General features: G+C 59.2%; 23 protein-coding genes. 18 read left to right on the forward strand and 5 right to left on the reverse strand.

Annotated features, from left to right (window positions below; all coding sequences use genetic code 11):
* Positions 1-49 precede the first annotated feature (49 nt).
* The 3 genes from EL361_RS10995 to EL361_RS11005 all read right to left on the reverse strand — a co-directional run bounded on the left by EL361_RS10995 (position 50) and on the right by EL361_RS11005 (position 3,875).
* Complete coding sequence (locus tag EL361_RS10995; RefSeq protein ID WP_126379473.1) at positions 50-1,468, reverse strand: sigma-54-dependent transcriptional regulator; 1,419 nt, start codon at positions 1,466-1,468, stop codon at positions 50-52.
* Positions 1,465-3,243 (reverse strand): two-component system sensor histidine kinase NtrB, encoded by a 1,779-nt coding sequence (locus EL361_RS11000; RefSeq protein ID WP_126379475.1) that lies wholly within the window; start codon positions 3,241-3,243, stop codon positions 1,465-1,467. Before EL361_RS11000 ends, EL361_RS10995 begins: the two co-directional genes overlap by 4 nt.
* Before the next feature lie 119 nt (positions 3,244-3,362).
* Positions 3,363-3,875, reverse strand: coding sequence for a periplasmic heavy metal sensor (locus tag EL361_RS11005; RefSeq protein WP_172961717.1), 513 nt, complete (start codon positions 3,873-3,875; stop codon positions 3,363-3,365).
* A 284-nt stretch (positions 3,876-4,159) separates the two neighbouring features.
* Here EL361_RS11005 and EL361_RS11010 point away from each other — a divergent pair, with 284 nt between their 5' ends.
* Positions 4,160-5,359, forward strand: coding sequence for an MFS transporter (locus tag EL361_RS11010; protein ID WP_172961718.1), 1,200 nt, complete (start codon positions 4,160-4,162; stop codon positions 5,357-5,359).
* Between the two features lie 63 nt (positions 5,360-5,422).
* Here the strand turns inward: EL361_RS11010 and EL361_RS11015 are convergent, their stop codons facing one another.
* Positions 5,423-6,643 carry an AI-2E family transporter gene (locus tag EL361_RS11015; protein WP_126379481.1) on the reverse strand — a complete coding sequence of 407 codons (1,221 nt, stop codon included), beginning with the start codon at positions 6,641-6,643 and terminating at the stop codon, positions 5,423-5,425.
* A 78-nt stretch (positions 6,644-6,721) separates the two neighbouring features.
* On the opposite strand from EL361_RS11015, the gene EL361_RS11020 reads away from it, so the two are divergent.
* Positions 6,722-6,943 (forward strand): NifU family protein, encoded by a 222-nt coding sequence (locus EL361_RS11020; protein WP_126379483.1) that lies wholly within the window; start codon positions 6,722-6,724, stop codon positions 6,941-6,943.
* Between the two features lie 101 nt (positions 6,944-7,044).
* A complete protein-coding gene (gene gltX, locus EL361_RS11025) occupies positions 7,045-8,445 on the forward strand; it encodes a glutamate--tRNA ligase (RefSeq protein ID WP_126379485.1) in 1,401 nt (466 codons plus the stop codon).
* A gap of 194 nt (positions 8,446-8,639) precedes the next feature.
* On the opposite strand, the gene rpmB is transcribed toward gltX, so the two are convergent.
* On the reverse strand, positions 8,640-8,849 hold the full coding sequence (rpmB, locus tag EL361_RS11030; protein ID WP_126379487.1) for a 50S ribosomal protein L28: 210 nt from the start codon (positions 8,847-8,849) through the stop codon (positions 8,640-8,642).
* Between the two features lie 207 nt (positions 8,850-9,056).
* Here rpmB and EL361_RS11035 point away from each other — a divergent pair, with 207 nt between their 5' ends.
* From EL361_RS11035 to EL361_RS11105, 15 genes are all read left to right on the forward strand, one after another.
* Positions 9,057-9,587 carry a YceD family protein gene (locus EL361_RS11035; protein WP_126379489.1) on the forward strand — a complete coding sequence of 177 codons (531 nt, stop codon included), beginning with the start codon at positions 9,057-9,059 and terminating at the stop codon, positions 9,585-9,587.
* A gap of 62 nt (positions 9,588-9,649) precedes the next feature.
* Complete coding sequence (rpmF, locus tag EL361_RS11040) at positions 9,650-9,832, forward strand: 50S ribosomal protein L32 (protein ID WP_126379491.1); 183 nt, start codon at positions 9,650-9,652, stop codon at positions 9,830-9,832.
* Entirely contained in the window at positions 9,822-10,841 is a 1,020-nt protein-coding gene (gene plsX / locus EL361_RS11045; RefSeq protein WP_126379493.1) for a phosphate acyltransferase PlsX, read from the forward strand. Before rpmF ends, plsX begins: the two co-directional genes overlap by 11 nt.
* Positions 10,842-10,885: 44 nt before the next feature.
* Complete coding sequence (locus EL361_RS11050) at positions 10,886-11,872, forward strand: beta-ketoacyl-ACP synthase III (RefSeq protein WP_126379495.1); 987 nt, start codon at positions 10,886-10,888, stop codon at positions 11,870-11,872.
* Between the two features lie 130 nt (positions 11,873-12,002).
* On the forward strand, positions 12,003-12,746 hold the full coding sequence (gene fabG, locus EL361_RS11055; protein WP_126379497.1) for a 3-oxoacyl-[acyl-carrier-protein] reductase: 744 nt from the start codon (positions 12,003-12,005) through the stop codon (positions 12,744-12,746).
* A gap of 44 nt (positions 12,747-12,790) precedes the next feature.
* Positions 12,791-13,021, forward strand: coding sequence for an acyl carrier protein (gene acpP, locus EL361_RS11060; protein ID WP_126379499.1), 231 nt, complete (start codon positions 12,791-12,793; stop codon positions 13,019-13,021).
* 129 nt (positions 13,022-13,150) lie between these two features.
* Complete coding sequence (gene fabF / locus EL361_RS11065; RefSeq protein ID WP_126379501.1) at positions 13,151-14,395, forward strand: beta-ketoacyl-ACP synthase II; 1,245 nt, start codon at positions 13,151-13,153, stop codon at positions 14,393-14,395.
* Positions 14,396-14,442: 47 nt separating this feature from the next.
* Positions 14,443-15,681, forward strand: coding sequence for a serine hydroxymethyltransferase (gene glyA / locus EL361_RS11070; RefSeq protein WP_126379503.1), 1,239 nt, complete (start codon positions 14,443-14,445; stop codon positions 15,679-15,681).
* A 156-nt stretch (positions 15,682-15,837) separates the two neighbouring features.
* Complete coding sequence (locus tag EL361_RS11075; protein WP_126379505.1) at positions 15,838-16,293, forward strand: deoxycytidylate deaminase; 456 nt, start codon at positions 15,838-15,840, stop codon at positions 16,291-16,293.
* A complete protein-coding gene (gene ribD, locus EL361_RS11080) occupies positions 16,268-17,410 on the forward strand; it encodes a bifunctional diaminohydroxyphosphoribosylaminopyrimidine deaminase/5-amino-6-(5-phosphoribosylamino)uracil reductase RibD (protein ID WP_232034765.1) in 1,143 nt (380 codons plus the stop codon). Before EL361_RS11075 ends, ribD begins: the two co-directional genes overlap by 26 nt.
* Entirely contained in the window at positions 17,411-18,067 is a 657-nt protein-coding gene (locus EL361_RS11085; RefSeq protein WP_126379507.1) for a riboflavin synthase, read from the forward strand.
* Between the two features lie 83 nt (positions 18,068-18,150).
* The gene (locus EL361_RS11090) at positions 18,151-19,362 is read left to right on the forward strand and encodes a bifunctional 3,4-dihydroxy-2-butanone-4-phosphate synthase/GTP cyclohydrolase II (RefSeq protein WP_126379510.1); all 1,212 of its coding nucleotides are present in this window, start codon (positions 18,151-18,153) and stop codon (positions 19,360-19,362) included.
* 42 nt (positions 19,363-19,404) lie between these two features.
* On the forward strand, positions 19,405-19,875 hold the full coding sequence (gene ribH, locus EL361_RS11095; RefSeq protein WP_126379512.1) for a 6,7-dimethyl-8-ribityllumazine synthase: 471 nt from the start codon (positions 19,405-19,407) through the stop codon (positions 19,873-19,875).
* 3 nt (positions 19,876-19,878) lie between these two features.
* On the forward strand, positions 19,879-20,346 hold the full coding sequence (gene nusB, locus EL361_RS11100; RefSeq protein ID WP_126379514.1) for a transcription antitermination factor NusB: 468 nt from the start codon (positions 19,879-19,881) through the stop codon (positions 20,344-20,346).
* Entirely contained in the window at positions 20,324-20,851 is a 528-nt protein-coding gene (locus EL361_RS11105) for a hypothetical protein (RefSeq protein WP_126379516.1), read from the forward strand. The genes nusB and EL361_RS11105 overlap by 23 nt, the downstream gene beginning before the upstream one ends.
* Positions 20,852-20,854 lie beyond the last annotated feature (3 nt).

Consider the following 20,854-nt stretch of genomic DNA (forward strand, 5'->3'; position numbering starts at 1 on the left):
CAGGAGGGCGCTCTGCTTTCCATTCTTCCCAATTAACCGGAAGCAAGGGCTATCCCCGAAGGGTCAACCCATATTTCTTGAGTTTGTATTGCAAGGTCCGGCGGCTGATGTTCAGGGCATCGGCGGTCTTCTGGCGATGGCCACCATGCAGGGCCAGAGTTTCCATGATCGCCTGCTTTTCGGCCTCGTCCAGCGAGGGAGGAGCCTTGGGCAGGCCGGTGGCCGCATAGGCATCCACGCCAAAGGGGATGGGCGCCGTGAGAGTTGCAGATGCAGGACGCGGGTCCAGTACCTGCGGAGGCAGGTCCTGAGGTGCCAGCGAATCGGTTCGCGAAAGAACCAGCGCCCGTTCCAGGGCGTTCTCCAGTTCACGCACGTTGCCCGGCCAGGAATAGCGGGACAATGCCTCCACAAAAGCTGGGGATAATTCACGGATGGTCTTGTTGTTCTTTTCACCCAAGCGCGTCAGCAGGTGGGTGGTCAAGAGCGGCAGATCGTCCATGCGCTCGCGCAAGGGCGGAATGGCAATCTCCAACACGTTGAGACGGAAATAGAGGTCTTCACGGAAGCGCCCGGCAGCGACTTCGGTCTGAAGGTCACGATTGGTGGCGGCCAGAATGCGCACGTCCACGGGGATGGGACCAACGCCACCCAAAGGCTCCACGGTACGTTCCTGCAAGGCGCGCAATAGCTTGGCCTGAAGATTCATGGGCAACTCGCCCATCTCATCCAGGAACAAGGTACCGCCCGAGGCCAATTGGAAACGCCCGGGTTTATCCTTCACCGCTCCGGTAAAGGCGCCCTTGACGTAACCAAACAATTCGCTTTCCAAAAGATCAGCTGGCAAGGCTGCGCAGTTGACCTTGATGAGCGGCCCCTTGGACCGCTGGCTCACGGCGTGCAACGCCGCAGCAACCAGTTCCTTGCCGGTGCCGGAGTCGCCGGTGATCAGCACCGTGGCTTCACTGGGTCCGGCCTGTTCGATAAGGTCCTTGACCTGCTGCATTCCCGGGGACTGGCCCACGATATTGCGTGCCTCCACCGTTGTTCCGGCTTCGCGGCGCAGATCGGCATTTTCCGAAACAAGACGGGAATATTCGTAGGCCTTGCTCAGCACGGCCACCAGTTCCTCGTTGTCAGCGGGCTTGGTCAGATAATCGAAGGCCCCGCGTTTCATGGCATCCACGGCATGGCCCACGGTGCCGAAGGCAGTGAGCATGACCACGGGCACACCGGGAGCCTTGACGCGCAGAGCACCCAGAGCTTCCAGCCCATCCATGCCCGGCATTCGCATATCCAGAAGGATCACGCTGGGGGCCGCCTGGGGCAGCATCTCAAGCGCCTGTTCCGCGCTCCCGGCCTCCATGACCTCCCAGCCCTCGTCATGGAGGACAGCACCCACAAGCAAGCGCAGTGCGGGTTCATCATCCACAACCAGCACCCGGCGTTTGGCCTTGGCACCCGTCATGATTCAACTCCCTCGTTAAATTCGTTGTCGTCATCGGCAGCAGGGAAAAGAAGGCGCACCTCGGTGCCTTGGTCCTCGCCCTCGATCCGGGTCATGATTTCCACATGACCGCCATGGTCCCGCGCAATGCGATGCACGATGGCCAGACCCAATCCGGTGCCCTGCTTCTTGGAGGTAAAAAACGGCTCCAGAGCATGCGCACGTTCTTCGGGGGTCATGCCTGAGCCATTGTCAGTCACGGTCACAGCCACCATGTTCTCGTCGTCAAAGGAAGCGATGCCGATATGTCCGGGCCTGTCTGCGGTACCCACAGCGGCAAGGCTGTTGAGCACAAGATTGATGAGCGCCTGCTTGAGCATGTCGGGATCGGCCAGCACATGCTGTGCACGAATATCAACATCCAGCTCCACCCCGGCGTGCTCCAGATCAAAGCGCAAGAGTCCACGGAGATCGTTGGCCAGCGGAGTCATCTCCACCAGCACCTTCTCCGGCTCCCGTGGGCGCGATAGGAACAGCAAGTCAGTGATGACCTTATCCAGACGATCGGCCTCGCGAACCATGGTATCTGCATACTGCTCTTCGGGATCACGGCCCTTGAGCTTCTTCTGGAAGAATTGTGCAAACCCACGCAGGGCCGAAAGGGGATTACGAATCTCATGCGCCAGTCCCGCAGCAAGGCGACCAATGGCGGCCAAACGCTTGGCCTCGCCCAGGTCTTCTTCCAGGGCCTTCAGCTCCGTACGGTCACGCACCAGCAGCAGACGTTCGCCACCGGCACCATCCTCGGCAGGAATCGGGGCGGACATCACCTCCAGACTGCGGCCACCGGCCTGGCACTGCACCCAACCCGCACCAAGCGAGCAGACATCGCTATCGCTCCAGCCATCGGAACAGGTCAGAGGCAGGTCACTCCAACGCGACCCGACCAGTTCGTTTTCTCCGCCCAGCAGGCGCTTGGCCGCAGGGTTGGCAGCCAGCACCACTTCGTCGCAGTTCAGGGTCAACAGACCATCGGGCATGGTGTCCAGCAGACGAGAGTGGAACGTTTCAAGGCGGTGCAGCGCATGACTCTGGTCACGGCGGCGCAGATAGGCCACGGCAAGCCCCCAGAGGAAGGCTGCAACAACCAGCACATAGCCGGTCTGCAACAGGGCAGTACGCTTGAATTTATTGAAATTATCAAGATGCCGGTCCGGATTCAGACCAACCATCAGGATCGGAAAACCGCCCTTTTGTGGCGGGCATTTGAGACTGGGGTCCAAAGCGCAAAGATTTGCGAGCCCCTGACGGGCACGGATGCCGGAGACAAAGACGTCCTTCTTGTCGCCAGTGTACATTGCTGCCCAATGACCATCATCCTGCAGAGCACGCCATCCCGATACCGGGAGCAAGGGGATTGTCCGCCCGTCGGCCTGAACGCCGATGATCAACGAAGAATCCTGAGCATAGAAGGCAATGAAGGCGACATCACTTTGGGCCACCAGTTCATCGAACATTTCCACGAGGCGGGGCTTCAGATCAACGGTTGGACGGGCCATCCGGCCACGCCCTCCCATGAAACCACCGGGCATGTGAATCCTCAGCTCGCGCATCAGCGAGGCCTCGATCCCGCGCAGGATGGACTGCGAAGCCAGGAACATGTGTTCCTCGACGGTCTCGCGCTGGCGACGCAGGTTCTGGAAGGTCAGAAAGGACAAGCCAAGGCCAAGAACCATCAGCGCCAGTGCGGCGGTCAGCAAAAAGCTTCTGTCTTTGACTCTCAGGCCGATGTCCATGGTCGTAAGGCTCCTGTGTCGCGGCGGTCTTTTATATAAATGGTCCCGGGGCCCCGCCTGCCGCAGACGGGACCCCGGGTATACCTATTGAGGCGAGGGGATGGATGAGACCTTATATATTAACCATTGGCTCCGGGGCAGTTGGGGGCACCACCACAGGGGCCGCTGCCATCCTGCGGGCCGCTACGCTGACCATAGCCGGGGCAATTGCCCTTGGCCTGACCGCAGCCACCGCGTCCGCCGCGACCATAGTTCTGGATACCCAACTCCTTAAGCTGCTTGCGGAACTCCACACGCTGCTCGAACATCCGACCCTTCAAGTCCACAAGACGCTTGGTCACTTCGTCGACCTTGGCCGCGTCGGCATCCTTGGCAGCCAGCAGAGCCTCGAGCTCCATATGCTTGGCGTACACTTCCTGACGCAGGGACTGAGTCTTGGAGAAATACTCCTTCTGAAGGATATCCAGCTTCTCCTGCTGTTCGGGGGTCAGCGTTTGGGCGGGGCCGTATCCGCCGCATCCGCCGCGTCCGTTCCCGGGGCCCATTCCAGGGCCGTAAGCGAAGGCCATGGCGGAGAGGGACAGGACCGCCACGGTCGCGATTACGATACTCAATGTTTTACGGTTCATCATGTGCTCCTTGTCATTGCGTTGCATTCAACGTGGATGCCTCTCATTAAGCACATGCCGTGCCAAAAACTCATACCCTGTAAAACCAGCATATTGGCGAAAAAATGAAGGACAAGCCCCTGCTTTGTGCAATATACAACACACCATACTTTGCACATAAGTGCAACATAGTGCACAGAAGCACACGTCTGCACATCAATGACAGGCGGCCCCATTATTGCCTCCAGCAGCGTTCAGAGGTACAAGCGTCGCTCCTGCCTTATCCTTATATAGCCCGGACAACGAGCATGCCCACCTTGCCCACTACCGACGAATCGTCCACTTTGCCCCTGCGTGGCGCGTTGCCCTATCTCCTGATATTCGCCGGGCTGTTCTTCGTGAATTTCGCCTCGCGGGTCATCCTCGGGCCATTCCTGCCCATGATCGAAATCGAGTTCGGCATCAGCCACACCCAGGCGGGAGGCCTGTTCCTGCCCATCTCCCTGGGCATGAGCATCTCCATGGTCCTGTCCAGCATCGCGGCACGCCTGTTGCGCCACCGCGGGGCCATCCTGCTCTCCACATTTGCCATAGGTCTGACCATGATTGCGGTCTCCCGTGCGCCGAACATGCCGTTGTTGCGGCTGTACCTGCTGCTGATGGGCATGGCCGGGGGTCTGTACTTCCCCTCTGCCATTTCGGCCATCACCAGCATTCTGGAGCACCGTCACTGGGGCAAGGGATTGGCTGTGCACGAGCTGGCCCCCAATGCAGCGTTCATAGTCATCCCGGCGCTGGGTGCCATACTGGCGGAGGTCGTATCCTGGAGAACCGTCTTTGCGGGATTCGGCGTGCTGGGCCTGTGCATGGGGGTGTTGTTCATCATCAAGGGACGCGGAGGCGAACAGCGGGGGCAGACGCCCAGTCCTGCCATGATCTTTCAGGAAGTCCTTTTGCGACCGGCATTCTGGGGGCTGGCACTGCTCTTTTCACTGGCCATTGCAGCCAGCTTCGGCCCTTACAGCATGCTTTCCCTGTACCTCATCGACGAGGTCCACATGGATGTGGAACGGGCCAATATGGTGCTCATGGCCTCGCGCATGGCGGGACCGCTGGTGGCATTGACATCGGGAATCATTGTGGATCGCATCGGCGCTCGCGCCACGGCGGCCCTGTCCCTGGGGCTGACGGGCACACTCACGGCCTGTCTGGGGCTCTTTTCTGACTGGGGCCTCATTGCCGCAGCCATCGGGCAGCCCATCCTGGCCGTGTGCTTTTTCCCCGCCGGGTTGACCGCTGTCTCACTGGCTTTTCCTGACCGGGTGCGCAATATCGCGGTCTCATTCATCGTGCCCGTGGCTGTGCTGCTGGGAAGTGGCCTCACGCCACCCGCGCTGGGATGGTTCGGAGACCGGGGAGATTTCGCAGGGGGATTCGTCTGGCTCGGTGTGCTCATCACCGCCGGAGTGCTGCCCCTCAAATTCATGCGCTTTTCCAAGCGCGACTAGCGCCAGCACAGCCCCGGAAACACACCCGGCTCACGCATCACTCGCAGCCGAGTCTACGACTGCCTACCCTTCCGAGTCCTGATCAACGGAAGCAGCCGCATCCTCGGGCTTGATGACGTCACCAAAAACCTCGCCATAAATACGCAGCATGACCATGGTAAACGACAGGATGAGCGGTCCATACAGCAAGCCGGGAGGGCCAAAGGCCTGCAAGCCGCCGATCACGGACAAGAAAATATACAGCAGGGGCATGCCCGAGGCTTCCTTCATGAAATAGGGCCTCAGGAACGTGTCGATACTGGTGACGATGATTCCGCACCATCCCAGCAGAATCAAAGAGGACTGATACTCCCCGATAATCAGCAGGTACAAGGTCGCCGGAACCCAGACGATGCCCGTGCCAAGCACAGGAACCAGAGAGGTGAAGCCCATCATCGTCCCCCAGAACAACGGGGGGATTCCCACAAGGGACAAGCCGAATCCACCCACCACGCCCTGCAACAGGGCCACCAGCAATCCACCCACCAGCACCGAACGCGACACATTGCGCAGACTATTGATGATGGTGTCTTCCTGATCCTCATGCAGCGGGGACAGATACTTCACATACTGAACCATGCGTCGACCGTCCTTGAGCAGGAAGAACAACACAAACAGCATGATCATGAACTGCATCAGGACATTGAAGGCGTTCCCCAGGATGCTCGTACCCATGGCAATCATGGTCTGGCCCACATTTCGCGAGAACTGGATCATCCCGGACTGAAAATCGATGCCCGCAAAATCAATGAAGGGCAGCTTCTCTTGCAGCCACGACAGCACCGTCTCTACCCGGGCCCTGGTCAACAACTCCTGGAAATCGGGACTGCGCAGCCAGGCCGTGACCTCGGCAATGGAGGTTGCTCCCTGACTCACCAACCCGGTCAGAAAAAAGAACATGGGCAGGAACACGCAGAAAATCACGATCAGCAACACGGCCACGGCGGCGAACGTATCCTTGCCTCCCAGCTTACTGGAAACCCAGGTGAACAGGGGATAGAAGATGGCTGCCAGCACGCTGGAGAAAACAATGGGCGTCAAGAAAGGACTGAACACCCGGTACGCGAGGTACAGGGCAAACAGGATCAAAATCCCCAAAGTCCATTTGTACATGCCACCGTCGGCAGGACGGTGAGTGGGGCCGTGCTCGTTCACAATCGTTTCTCCATAAAGATCGAGGATATCGACTCCTGCTTTGTAGCAGGCTCCGCCCCGGCGCGCCAGAGGTAAACGGATCCGGCACATCCTGCCCTGCTCAACAGGTTTGACAAGCCGGGGACAGACCGTATACCACCCGGACAGCTTCAATTGGAGGATACAACCATGCGCGATAAAGTGGAACAGGCCCTGGCCAAGGTTCGTCCGGCCCTGCAGGCCGACGGCGGCGACGTTGAACTGGTGAACATTACCGAAGACGGAGTGGTCCAGGTGCGCCTCCAGGGCGCCTGCAAAGGCTGCCCCATGTCGCAGATGACCCTGAAAAACGGCATCGAACGCATCGTCCTCAAGGAAGTTCCAGAGGTTCAGAGCGTCGAGGCCGTATAGCGGTCCGGCACCAACATCCTTTAAATATGTAACCCCGAGGCCTTTCGGCTCCGGGGGCCCGGCTATTTGTGCCGGACTCTTTCCGTCAGGAGATCATACCAATGACCAAAGTCGTCACCCGCTTCCCCCCCAGCCCCACGGGCTATCTACATATCGGCGGCGCCCGTACCGCTCTGTTCAACTGGCTGTTTGCCCGTGCCCACGACGGCGAATTCGTGCTGCGCATCGAGGATACCGACCAGGCCCGCTCCACCCCAGAGATGACCCAGGCCATCGTGGATGGCATGAACTGGCTTGGACTGGACTGGGACCATGGTCCGTACCTGCAGTCTGATCGCACCGAGCTGTACAACCAGCACATCGAGAAGCTCATCGAAACCGGCCACGCCTATTACTGCGATTGCACCTCCGAGCAGGTGGATGCCATGCGCGAAAAGGCCCGGGCCGAGGGCAAGAAGCCCAAATACGATGAGTCCTGTCGCAGCAAGAACCTCGGCCCCGGCGAGGGGCGTGTGGTGCGTTTCAAGGCCCCCGAAGGCCTGTGCGCCTGGAAGGACCTGGTCAAGGGCCCCATCTCCATGGACTATCAGGAGATGGTGGACGATTTCATCATCCGCCGAGGCAACGGCAGCCCCATGTACAATCTGGCCGTGGTGGTGGATGACGCCGACATGGGCGTGACACACATCATCCGGGGCGAGGACCACCTGTCCAACAACCCCAAGCAGATGGCCCTGTACAACGCATTGGGCTACCCCATGCCCGAATTCGGTCATGTGCCCATGATTTTCGGCTCGGACAAGAAGAAGCTTTCCAAACGCCATGGGGCCATGAGCGTCATGGAATACGAGAAGATGGGCTTTTTGCCCGAAGCCATGGTCAACTATCTGGTACGTCTGGGCTGGGGCCACGGCGACCAGGAAGTGTTCAGCCGCGAGGAACTCGTGGAGCTGTTCAATGCCAAGGGCCTGAACTCCTCCCCGTCCATGTTCGACCTGACCAAATTGACCAGCGTCAACGCCCATTACATCAAGGAAGCCTCCGTGGAGTCGCTGGTGCCGCTGTTGGCTCGCTATCTGAAGGACCTTGATCTTGAGGCCGACGACGCCAAACTGGCCGAAATCGTGCCCCTGTATCAGCCCCGCGCCACCACCATGGTGGAGATGGCCGAGCAATGCGCGTTCTTCCTGATGGATGACGAACAGATCGAGTTCGAAGAAAAGGCCGTGAAAAAGAATCTGAAACCAGCAGCACGCGAACTCCTTGCAGAAGTACGCGCCCTGCTGGCGACAGTGGACGAGTTCACCGAAGCCGCTCTGGAAGAAGCTCTGCATGCCTTTGCCGAAGAACGCGAGCTCAAGTTCGGCAAGATTGCCCAACCCGTGCGCGTGGCCATCACCGGTCGCAGCTTCAGCCCCGGCCTGTACGAGACCCTGGCCGTGCTGGGCAAGGACAAGTCCCTGAATCGCATGGACCGGGCACTGGCTCTGCCTCAGGACTAGCTCCCGCCACAACGATCATGAAAAAGCCCCGGCCATGACATGGCCGGGGCTTTTTTTGGTGAACAGAGCCTACGCACGAGCAGACTCCCCCCATCAGCAGGCATCCCCCCGGGGGAGAAGCCTCCGACCGGAGGAAACAAGAAAAGCCTCGCAGGCAATACCTGCGAGGCCATTTTCCATGTCATGCGCGGGAGCTAGGAAGCCTTGGAAACAGCGGGCTTCTTGATGCTGCCGGAACGAATGCAACGAGTGCAAACCTTCATGCTTTTGACCTCGCCGGAGTCCAGCTGCACGCGAATCTTCTGAAGATTGGGCATGAAACGACGCTTGGTCTTGTTGTGTGCGTGGGAAACGTTATTACCAACCTGGGGGCGCTTGCCGCAGATCTCACAAACCTGGCTCATGGTGATCCTCCTGTATTTTTCCGGCGGTGACCGCGCACGGCGCGACCCGCTGAAAGAGTCCGTAAATTTGGCTGGGCGGCGGGGACTGCCCCGCATGCACCCAAAGCGAATTCGCTTCCTTATACCAGCCAGAATGAAAACGCAAGCGCTTCGGCCTTGACAATACGAAAAATTCACCTATAGGTATGTCCTCTTGCGAGGCAAATCATGCACACATTATGGATCGACATTACAGACATCCCGGCGCAGGGCCGGGAATTTTCATTTACGGACCCCGAGATATGGGCTGTCCCTGCCAAAGAGTATGGGATGGACGTGGTACCGGGCGACGATATTGAAGCCAAGGTGCACCTCAATCCGCAGGATAAAACCTGCATTGTGAATGGGCGCATCTCCGGCACGGTCACTATCCCTTGCGACCGCTGCCTGCAAAGTGCATCATTCTCCTTTGATCAGCAGTTCAACACCTTCGAGGAGTTGACTCCTGAAATGGAAGATGGTCATGAGCCTCTGATTCGTGAGCACAAAGGCAAGTTAGAGCTTGACGTAGGGACGATCCTTTGGGAACAGTTCGTCCTCGCTTTGCCAGCCAAGCCTCTGTGCTCTGACGAATGCAAAGGTTTGTGCCCCCAATGTGGGGCTGAACTTAACAAGCAGGAATGCAGCTGCAAGGCCCAAGGCGGCGACCCCAGAATGGCCGCTCTGCGGAATCTCAAAATTCCGAGCAAAGGCAACTAGAGACGAACGCCACCCTCCGGGCAGGCGATCTCATACAAGACATCAAGAAAGAGGTAATACCAATGGCAGTACCCAAGAAGAAAACTTCCAAGTCCAAGAAAGGCATGCGCCGCTCCCACGATCGCGTGGCCAAGCCCACTGTGATCTACTGCGAATGCGGAGAGCCCACCCTGCCTCACCGCGCCTGCTCCAGCTGCGGCGCTTACAAGGGCAAACAGGTGCTTTTCCAGGAAGATGCCGAGTAGCAAGCCCCGCATAGCCGTTGACGCCATGGGCGGTGACAGCGGCCCCGGCGTGGTTGTTCCCGGCGCACTTGACGCCGCGAGGGAGATGGGCTTGTCCCTGATCCTGGTGGGGGACGAGACCATGCTTCGGGGCGAGTTGTCGCGTTCCGACACGTCCGGACTGGATGTCGAAGTCATTCACACCACTCAGGTGGCGGAAATGACCGACAAGCCTTCGGACGTGTTGCGCCGTAAAAAGGATTCCTCCATCCAGGTGGCTTGCCGCCTGGTGAAGGAAGGCCGAGCCGATGGCGTGGTCAGTGCGGGTCATTCCGGAGCCAGCGTGGCTTGCGGAATGTTTGTTATTGGCCGCGTCAAGGGCGTCTTGCGCCCGGCATTCGCTGGCGTCCTCCCTACGGTCAAGAAGCCCATGGTTCTGCTGGACGTGGGTGCCAATGTCGATTCCAAGCCAGAACACCTCTTCCAGTTCGGAATACTGGGAGAAGTGCTCGCGCGCGATGTCCTGGGTTTTGCCCAGCCTCGTGTGGGACTGCTGTCCATCGGTGAGGAAGAAGGCAAGGGCAATAGCCTGGTCAAGGAAACCTTTGATCGCCTGAAGGCTTCGTCATTGCGCTTTGTAGGCAATGTGGAAGGCCGCGACGTGTTCACGGGAGACGTGGACGTCGTGGTCTGTGACGGCTTTGTGGGCAACGTTGCCCTGAAACTTTCCGAGGGCCTGGCCTCCAGCATGGCCAAGGTCCTGAAACGCGAACTCATGAGCAGTTGGCTTGGCAAGATAGGGACCTTTCTTGCCAAAGGCAGACTCAGAAGCTTCGCCCGCTTTGTGGATTACGCCGAATACGGCGGAGCGCCACTTCTGGGCCTGGCTGGTATCGTCATTGTCTGCCATGGCGCCTCCAACCCCAAAGCCATCTCCAGTGCCGTGAAAATGGCCGGACGGTTTGTGGAAAGCGGCGCCAACGATCACATCAAAAAAGCGCTGGACAAGCACAAGGGATTGGGCGGCTAACCCCACCTCCCCTCGTCCCGCGCATTCAAACCCGACGGGATCCCATGACACAGCAAGCCTACATCCGTGGTTTCGGGTTCAACGTTCCCGATAATATCGTGACCAACGCCGATCTGGAAAAGATCGTCGATACCAGCGACGAGTGGATCACCACCCGTACCGGCATCAACCAGCGGCACATCTCCCAGGGCGAAGTCACCTCCGACCTCGGCACCAAGGCCGCCCAGCAGGCCCTGACCGACGCTGGCATGAGTGCAGATGAAGTGACACACATCATTTGCGCCACCTGCAGTCCTGACTCCTACTGCCCCAACACCGCCACGCAGATTCAGCACAAGCTCGGCATCTCCGGATGCATGGCCTTTGACCTGAACGCTGCCTGCTCCGGTTTCATCTACAGCCTCCAGGTCGCCCGCAGTTTCGTCAATACCGACCCCAGCGCCGTTGTTCTGATCGTGGCTTCGGAAGTGCTTTCACCCCGGACCAACTGGGAAGACCGCACCACCTGCGTCCTGTTCGGTGATGGCTCCGGCGCAGCCGTGGTCACAGCCGACAAGGGCGAGAACGGCGTCGAGATTCAGGGCGCGCTCATGGAGTCTGACGGCCAGTACGGCGAGCTTCTGACCATCCTGGGTGGCGGCTCCGAGCATCCCTACAAGCTCGGTGACACCATCGATGAAGCCTTCTTCATTCAGATGAATGGTCGTGAAGTCTACAAAGTCGCCGTGCGCAGCATGACCTCGGCCTGCAAGCGCCTGATCGAACAGAGCGAATTGACAGTGGATGATATCGACGTGCTCATCCCGCACCAGGCCAATCTGCGAATCATCGAGGCCGTGGGCAAAAAACTCGGTATCCCCGAGGAACGGGTTTTCACCAACGTCCAGAAATACGGCAACACTTCCGCCGCCAGCGTGGGTATCGCACTGGCTGAAGGCCGCGCCATGGGCGTGCTTGAGCCCGGCACACGGGCACTGCTGACGACCTTTGGAGCCGGGTTCACTTGGGGTGCTCTTATTTTGCAATTTTAGATGATATCGCAACTACCATTGCAACAATCTGAAATTAAAGAATATTCTTTGCGAGTAGTAGTGTTGAAGTCAGCGCTGAATTAGGCTACAAACTCAGCTTCGATTCATTGAAACCGAACCGAGTAATACAATGAGTGATCTTTCAAAAACAGTATTGGTAACCGGCGGCTCCCGAGGCATCGGCAAGGCTTGCGCCCTGCGGATGGCCAAAGAGGGCTACCAGGTCTACCTGACGTATGTCAGCCGTCCCGAAGAGGCTGAAAAGGTCGTGGCCGAAATCGAAGCCGCAGGCGGTAGTGCCAAGGCATTCAAGCTCGACCAGTCCGACCGTGGAGCCATCACCGATTTCTTCAAGGAAGAAATCAAGGGCAAAGTCTTTCTGTCCGCGCTGGTCAACAATGCGGGCATGACCAAAGACGGCCTGATGATGCGCATGAAGGATGAAGACTGGGACAAGGTCATTGCGGTGAACCTGTCCGGTGCTTTTGTCTGTCTGCGTGAAGCCACGAAAATCATGGGCAAGCAGCGCGCCGGGCGCATTGTGAACATGGCGTCCGTGGTGGGTCAGTCCGGCAATGCGGGACAGGCCAACTATGTGGCCTCCAAGGCCGGGCTCATCGGCCTGACCAAGACCGCCGCCCTGGAGCTTGCTCCCCGCAGCATCACCGTCAATGCGGTGGCCCCCGGTTTCATTGAAACCGACATGACTGCAGAACTTCCCGAAAAAGTCACAGAGAACATGCTCAGCCACATCCCCCTGAAGCGCTTCGGGTCCACCGAAGACATCGCCGGGGCTGTTGCCTTCCTGATCTCTGACGACGCCGCCTACATCACCGGACAGGTTCTATCTGTCACCGGCGGCATGTACATGTAATTTGAACACAACATTGAACTGATTGTAAAAAAACTGGAGGAACCATGTCCACCGAAGCCAAAATCAAAGACATCATCGTCGACCAGCTCGGCGTTTCCGCTGACGAAGTGAAAAACGAAGCCTCTTTTGTCGAAGACCTCGGCGCCGATTCCCTGGACCTCACCGAGCTGATCATGGCTATGGAAGAGGAGTTCGGTATCGAGATCGATGACGACGAAGCCCAGAAGCTCGTCAAGGTGCAGGACGCCATCGACTATATCGCCAAGAACAACTAAGGGTTAACTCCCTTTTTGATACATTCTCCGGAGCGTCTTGTGGCTGGCCATAGGCCATAAGACGCTTCCCCCTTTTCTTCTTCAAAGACACTGCCGGTCGAAATCCCCGTCCGGATTTTGCGAGGATATATGTCCAGAAAGAGGGTTGTCATCACTGGCCTGTCGGCCATCACCCCCATCGGCAACGACGTCGCTACCAGCTGGAAAAATCTGGTGGCCGGTGTTTCCGGTGTGGGTCCCGTGACCAAATTTGACGCCAGCGACTTCGCCACCCAGATCGTAGCCGAAGTCAAAGACTGGGTCGCCAAAGACCACATTCCCTTCAAGCAGGCCAAACGCATGGAGGTCTTCACCCAGTATGCCGTTCATTGCGGCAACATGCTGATGGAAGATTGCGCCATGACCATCGACGACTCCAACTCCCACCGCGTGGGTGTTCTGCTTGGCTGCGGCCTAGGCGGACTGGAGACCATCGAGGCCACCCATGCCAAGTACCTTGACCGTGGCCCCCGTGGCGTATCCCCGTTCTTCATCCCCATCGTCATCGGCAACATGGCGCCGGGGCAGGTCTCCATCTTTACCGGTGCTCGCGGACCGAACCTGGCCACCACCTCGGCCTGTGCTTCGGGTACCCACGCCATCGGCTACGCCTTCTCCGAAATTCTGCTGGGACGCGCCGATGCCATGATCACCGGCGGCGTGGAGTCCACCATCAGCCATCTGGCTCTGGGCGGTTTCTCGTCCATGAAGGCCATGAGTACCCGCAACGATGATCCCCTGCGAGCCTCGCGCCCCTTTGAGCGGGACCGCGACGGATTTGTCATGGGCGAAGGCTGCGGCTTGCTGATGCTCGAGGAATTGGAACACGCCAAAGCCCGCGGCGCAAAGATCTACGCTGAAATCGTAGGCTTCGGCGCCTCCGGCGATGCCTACCACATGACCGCCCCCTCCGAGGACGGCATCGGCATGAAGCTCTGCATGAAAGGCGCACTGAACGACGCTGGAGTTTCCCCGCAGGATGTGGACTGCATCAATGCCCACGGCACCAGCACGCCCTTGAATGACCTGGCCGAGTCCCGGTCCATCAAGTCCGTGTTCGGCAAGCACGCCTACGACATCGCCATCACCGCCAACAAATCCATGGTCGGGCACCTGCTCGGCGCGGCTGGCGGCGTAGAGGCCGTGTTCTCCTCCCTGAGCCTGAACGAGGGCGTCATCCCCGGAACCCTGAACATGGAAAACCCGGGTGATGAATGCGACCTCGACTACACGGCAAACGGTTCGGTTGAGCGCCAGGTGAATTACGTGCTGTCCAACTCCTTCGGATTTGGTGGCACCAACGCCAGCGTGCTGCTCAAACGCTTCGAGGACTAATCCGCCGGGCACGAGCCCGTTGAGATAAACAAACAAGGATAACCGTCATGGAAGAATTGCTCCTTCAAGATCGCGAAGTCGCCAAGGCAATGAACCTGGAAATCGAGCGTCAGATGGAAAACGTCGAGCTCATCGCCTCGGAAAACTTCACATCTGCCGCTGTGCGCCAGACCATGGGCAGCGTGCTGACCCACAAATACGCCGAAGGCTACTCCGGCAAGCGCTACTACGGCGGTTGCGAGTATGTTGACATAGTCGAGGATCTTGCCTGCGACCGTGCCAAGGAACTGTTCGGCTGCGCGTACGCCAACGTCCAGCCCCATTCGGGTTCCAGCGCCAACATGGCGGCCTACTTCGCTGCATGCCAACCCGGTGACACCGTGCTGGCCATGGACCTCTGCCACGGCGGTCACCTGACCCACGGCAGCCCCGTAAACTTCTCGGGCAAGCTGTACAACATCGTGCCCTACGGCGTGTCCAAGGACACCGGGCTCATCGACTACGAAGAGCTGGAACGCCTGGCCAAGGAATGCAAGCCCAAGATGATCATCGCCGGTGCCACCGTGTACCCGCGCATCATCGACTTCGCTCGCTTCCGCGCCATTGCCGATGAAGTCGGCGCCATCCTGATGGTGGACATGGCCCACATCGCAGGGCTGATCGCCGCAGGTGAGCACCCGACCCCCATCGGGCATGCACACATCACCACCACGACCACGCACAAGACTCTGCGCGGCCCCCGCGGCGGCATGATCCTGGCCGAAGAGGACCTGGGCAAGAAACTCAATTCCCAGATCTTCCCCGGCATGCAGGGCGGCCCGCTGATGCACGTCATCGCTGCCAAGGCCGTGGCCTTTGGCGAGGCTCTGCGTCCTGAATTCAAGACCTATCAGAAGCAGGTCATTGCCAACTGCAAGGCCCTGGCCGCACCCATCAAGAACGCCGGGTTCGACCTGGTCTCCGGCGGCACGGACAACCACCTGATCCTCGTCGATCTGACCTCCAAGGGCATCACCGGCAAGGATGCCCAGATCGGTCTGGACAAAGCAGGCATCACCGTAAACAAGAACACCGTGCCCTTTGACACCCAGTCCCCGTTCGTGACCTCGGGCATCCGCCTGGGCTCCCCGGCCATGACCACCCGCGGCTTCACCGAGCCCGGCATGGAAAAGATCGCCGCCTGGATCGTGGATGCACTGGGATCTCTGGACAACGACACCAGACTCAAGGAAATCAAGGCCGAAGTGGCTGCCTTTGCGCGCCAGTTCCCCCTGTTTGCCTGGTAGACTGATTTCATCGCGCAGCGGGGCGGTCCCCTGTTTCCGTCCCGCTGCGTCATTTGACACCCCCTCTTTGGGGGAATAGGGGCAAAACGCCGGGCACTGCCCGGCTTTGACAGTCAAATCGAGGCGGCATCTGTCGCCACCAAGGTGGAAGCGCCCATGTCCCAACGCATGTCCTGGCCCGACTACTTCATGAGGATCACCTACATGGTGGCCGAACGTTCCACCTGCACCCGTCGCAAGGTGGGTGCCGTTGCCGTACTCGACAAACGGATCCTCGCCACCGGCTACAACGGCGCCCCTGTCGACACCCCCCACTGTCTTGATATCGGCTGCCTGAGAGAAGAACTTGGCGTGCCCTCGGGCCAACGCCATGAGATCTGCCGTGGTCTGCATGCCGAGCAGAACGTCATCATCCAGGCTGCACTGCACGGCATCAGCATCCGAGGCGCAGACCTGTTCTGCACCACGCAGCCCTGCCTGATCTGCACCAAAATGCTGATCAACGTGCAGGTCAAAAACGTCTTTTTCACCGAAGCCTACCCGGATGAACTGGCCGAACGCATGATGGCCGAGTCGGGAGTCAATTTTGAGCGCATCGACTTTACCCCCTAACGACGCGGCGCGCTTCATGCGCCACGCCGCCACGCTCGCCCGGCGCGGACGCGGCAACACAGCACCCAACCCCTGTGTTGGGGCCGTGCTGGTGCGCGACGATCAGGTGGTTGCCGAGGGCTGGCACCAGCAATTCGGGGGCCCCCACGCCGAACCCAATTGCCTGGCCGATGCCCGATCCAAAGGCATCAACCCTGCGGATTGCGTGATGTTCGTAACTCTGGAGCCCTGCAACCATCAGGGCAAGACTCCGCCCTGTTCCCATGCCGTACACAAAGCGGGTATCAAGGAAATTTTCATCGGCACTCTGGACCCCAATCCGCAGGCCGAAGGCGGGGCCCAGTATCTTCGCGACAGAGGTGTCACGGTCCACGAGGGCATCGAGGAACAACTCTGCCTGGACCTGACAGCCGATTTCAGGACTTGGCAATTCACCGCCAGGCCTTATGTGTTCCTGAAGATGGCCTCAACCCTGGATGGCAAGATCGCCACACGCACCGGCCACTCCAAGTGGATCACCTGCGAGGAGTCCCGGGCTGACGTGCATCGATTACGCATGCTGTGCGGCGCAGTCATTGTGGGCGGGGGCACCCTGCGTGCCGACAACCCGCGTCTGAACGTACGCCGGGCCGAATCCGAGGTTGACCCGCTGGCAATAGTGGTTACTTCCAACCTGCCCGACGCAGAGGAAGACTACTTCCTGCTCAGACAGCGAGCACTGCAAACCATCTTCTGGACCACGGAGCAGGCTGCAGCTTCGGCCAAGGCCAAAGCCCTGACCGATCTGGGCTGCCGGATCTGGGGACTGCCCGCCGCCACAGGTGGTGGACTGGAACTGGGCCATGGGCTGGAGCGTCTGCGCAGTGAATGCGGCGTCTGGTACGCCCTGTGCGAAGGTGGAGGCACGCTGGCCTTGCGTTTCATCGAGGCCGGGCTTATGGACGAATTCCGGCTGTACGTGGCTCCCCGGATAGTGGGAGACGCCCAGGCCAAGAACCTGTTTTCCGGCCGGGCTCCGGAAACCATGGATCAAGCGCTCAACCTGCGTTTTGCAGGCTCGCGCACAAGCGGTGTGGACACATTGCTGACCTATCGCCCCAAGGACAAGGACGACTAAATGTTTACTGGACTCGTGGAATGCACCGGCAACGTGCTGGCTACCGAAAATCGTGGAGCCGAAACCCGGCTGCGCATCGCACCAGCCTCCATGCGGGACTTCGTCATGGGCGAAAGCATCGCCGTGAACGGAGTCTGCCTGACGGTGGACAGCTTCGGGGCCGACTGGTTCAGTGCCTATGCCTCGGCCGAGACCATGGGCTGCACCAGCCTGGGCAGCCTCAGTTCCGGGTCACTGGTCAATCTGGAGCGTGCTCTCGCCCTGGGTGATCGCCTGGGCGGGCATCTTGTCTCTGGACACGTGGACAGCATCGCCGAGGTGGCCTCCGTGACCCCTGCCGGCGAATCAAAAATATATCGAGTGACCTACCCCGCCGAATACGGACCACAGGTGATCGAGAAAGGTTCCGTGGCTCTGGACGGCATCTCGCTAACGGTGAACGCCTGCGGACAGGATTGGTTGGAAGTGAACATCATCCCCGAAACCCAGCGCGTGACCACCATTTCCAAGTGGGCAGCCGGGGTCCGGGTGAACATAGAGACGGACTTGATCGGCAAGTACGTGCAGCGTATGGTGGCCCCCTGGGTGAACGGCGCATCGCCATCCACACCCAAGAGCAACCTGACCGAAGAATTCCTGCGAAAGAACGGATTCTGATCCACGACAGCATGACCCCGCCTAACGGCGGTTCGGGCGTGGCCACTGAGCCAAATTCGACGCCCATAAAAGGAATGAAGATTATGCCCATCATTTCGGCCGAACAGGCCATTGAAGAGATCCGCCAGGGGAAAATGATCATCCTCGTGGACGACGAGGACCGCGAAAACGAAGGTGATCTGACCATCGCCGCAGAATTCGCCACCCCCGAAGTCATCAATTTCATGGCCACCCATGGCCGCGGCCTGATCTGCCTGCCCATGTCTCACGACATGGTGGACAAGCTTGAACTGCCCATGATGACCAACAAGAACGAGTCCGGCTTCGAGACTCCGTTCACCGTGTCCATCGAGGCCCGCAAGGGCGTGAGCACCGGCATTTCGGCCTTTGACCGCTCCACCACCATCCTGACCGCCATTCAGGACGATGTGAAACCCGAGGACATCGTGATGCCCGGGCACATCTTCCCTCTGCGCGCCAACCCCGGAGGGGTTCTGGTGCGTTGCGGCCAGACCGAAGGTGGCGTGGACCTGTCGAGACTCGCCGGCCTGAAGCCCGCCGCAGTGATCTGCGAGATCATGCGCGAGGACGGCAACATGGCTCGCATGCCCGACCTGAAGGAATTTGCGAAGAAGCACGACCTGAAGATCGCCACCATCCGCGATCTGATCGAATACCGCATGAAGTTCGGCCAGCTGGCTGTGGAGCGCAAGGCCGAAGCCAAATTGCCCACCTGCTTCGGCGGAGACTTCAAGGCCGTGGCCTTCTATTCCGAAGTGGACAAGAAGGAGCATCTGGCGCTGGTCAAGGGTGAACTCGATCCTGAAAAGCCGGTTCTGGTACGCGTGCATAGCGAATGTCTGACCGGTGACGTGCTCGGCTCCATGCGCTGCGATTGCGGCGGACAGCTCCAGACCGCCATGAATATGATCGCCGAAGAAGGCGAAGGCGTGATACTGTACATGCGCCAGGAAGGTCGAGGCATCGGCCTGTGCAACAAGATCCGCGCTTACGCCTTGCAGGACGAAGGCCTGGACACCGTTGAAGCCAACAAGAAGCTCGGCTTCAAGGCCGACCTGCGCGACTACGGCATCGGCGCTCAGATTCTGGTTTCATTGGGCATCCGCAAGATGCGCCTGATGACCAACAATCCCAAGAAGATCGTCGGCCTCGAGGGCTACGGTCTGGAGATCGTCGAGCGCGTCTCCATTGAAATGAAATCCTGCGAGTGGAATTACCACTACCTCGAGACCAAAAAGAAGAAACTCGGCCACATGCTGAACCTCGACAAATAGCATCAGACCGATCACAACTTTTCAAAACTCACGGAGAGAATCATGACTGATCTGAAAACCATCGAAGGAAAATTCGATGCCCAGGGGCTGACCGTTGCCATTGCTGCCTGCCGGTTCAACGACTTCATCGTGGACAGGCTGGTTGGCGGAGCCGTTGACTATCTGGTCCGCAATGGAGCCGCCAAGGAAAACCTGACTCTGGTGCGCATCCCCGGTGCATTCGAAATGCCCCTGGTCGCCAAGAAGCTGGCCGCCAGCGGCAAGTACGACGCCGTCATCTGCCTCGGTGCAGTCATTCGCGGCGCCACCCCTCACTTCGAGTTCGTTTCCGGCGAAGCCGCCAAGGGCATTGCCCAGGCCATGATGGAAACCAACGTACCCATCGGCTTTGGCATCCTGACCACCGACACCCTCGAGCAGGCCATCGAGCGCGCTGGGTCCAAGGCCGGCAACAAGGGCGTGGAAGCCGCCTCCGCAACCCTGGAGATGGTCCGGGTCATGGAGCAGATTTAGTCCATGCCGCAAAAAAAGAAAGGAGGCCGCCGTACCGGGCGGCGCCGCGCATTTGAAGTGTTGTATGGCTTGACCTTTGCCCCGGTCGAGACCATGGACGACGTGAGACGGTTGTTCAAAATGACACCGGAACGCAACGAGGAGCTGGAGCAGAATCCGGATGGAAACCGTTCGGAATTTGCCTGGACCCTTGTTTCTGGAGTCTGGAGCAACACAGAAAGCATTGACGAGACCGTCACCAAGTTCTCTCAGCACTGGAAGATCAAACGCATCGCCCGTGTTGAGCTGACCATCCTGAGGCTGGCCCTGTACGAGATGCTTCACGTCGATGACGTACCGCTCAAGGTCGCCATCAACGAAGCCATCGAACTGGCAAAACGCTTCGGTGATGACAATTCCAAGAACTTCATCAACGGCATCCTGGACGCCGTCGCCAAAGCCATCGAAAATGGTGAGCTTAGGGTTCGTTAAAGACGCGGGCCAAAGCCCCAGGGGAACCCCCCGGGTCTATCTGCGCCGCAACGCGTCCTCCGGGGCTGCAATCCGCGCCTGGTCCGGCAAGCGCCGGTCCACTGGAGTGGAATTGTGCTGGAATACGCCCTCGGAAAACCCGGAGACCTGGGCTGGTCCCATGGCCGAGGCCATCATGGACCTTGGCTGGCGCAGTTGGTGGCTGGATAGCGAAAGCGTGGCAAGGGTGCTGGGAGGCACCACTCAGGAAGCCCTGACCCGTTGGGGCCTGGCTTTCTGGGGCCAATACCGCCGCGTGGGGTCCGTATATCTTCTGGTGGGCGAGAACAGCCGCACCAAGATCAGCGGCGCTGTGGAGGCCTGGGAACGGGCCTTCAGCCACGTGCGTTATGCAGAGCGACTCGACATCGATCGCCAGATGAGGCAAAAAACCGAAGAATTACAAAACAAACCCGTGCGACGCACGTTGGTGAAGTTTTTCCCCGCATTGTTCAAAAGCCTGTAAGGG

It is taken from the genome of Desulfovibrio ferrophilus, assembly GCF_003966735.1.
Taxonomy (GTDB): domain Bacteria; phylum Desulfobacterota; class Desulfovibrionia; order Desulfovibrionales; family Desulfovibrionaceae; genus Desulfovibrio_Q; species Desulfovibrio_Q ferrophilus.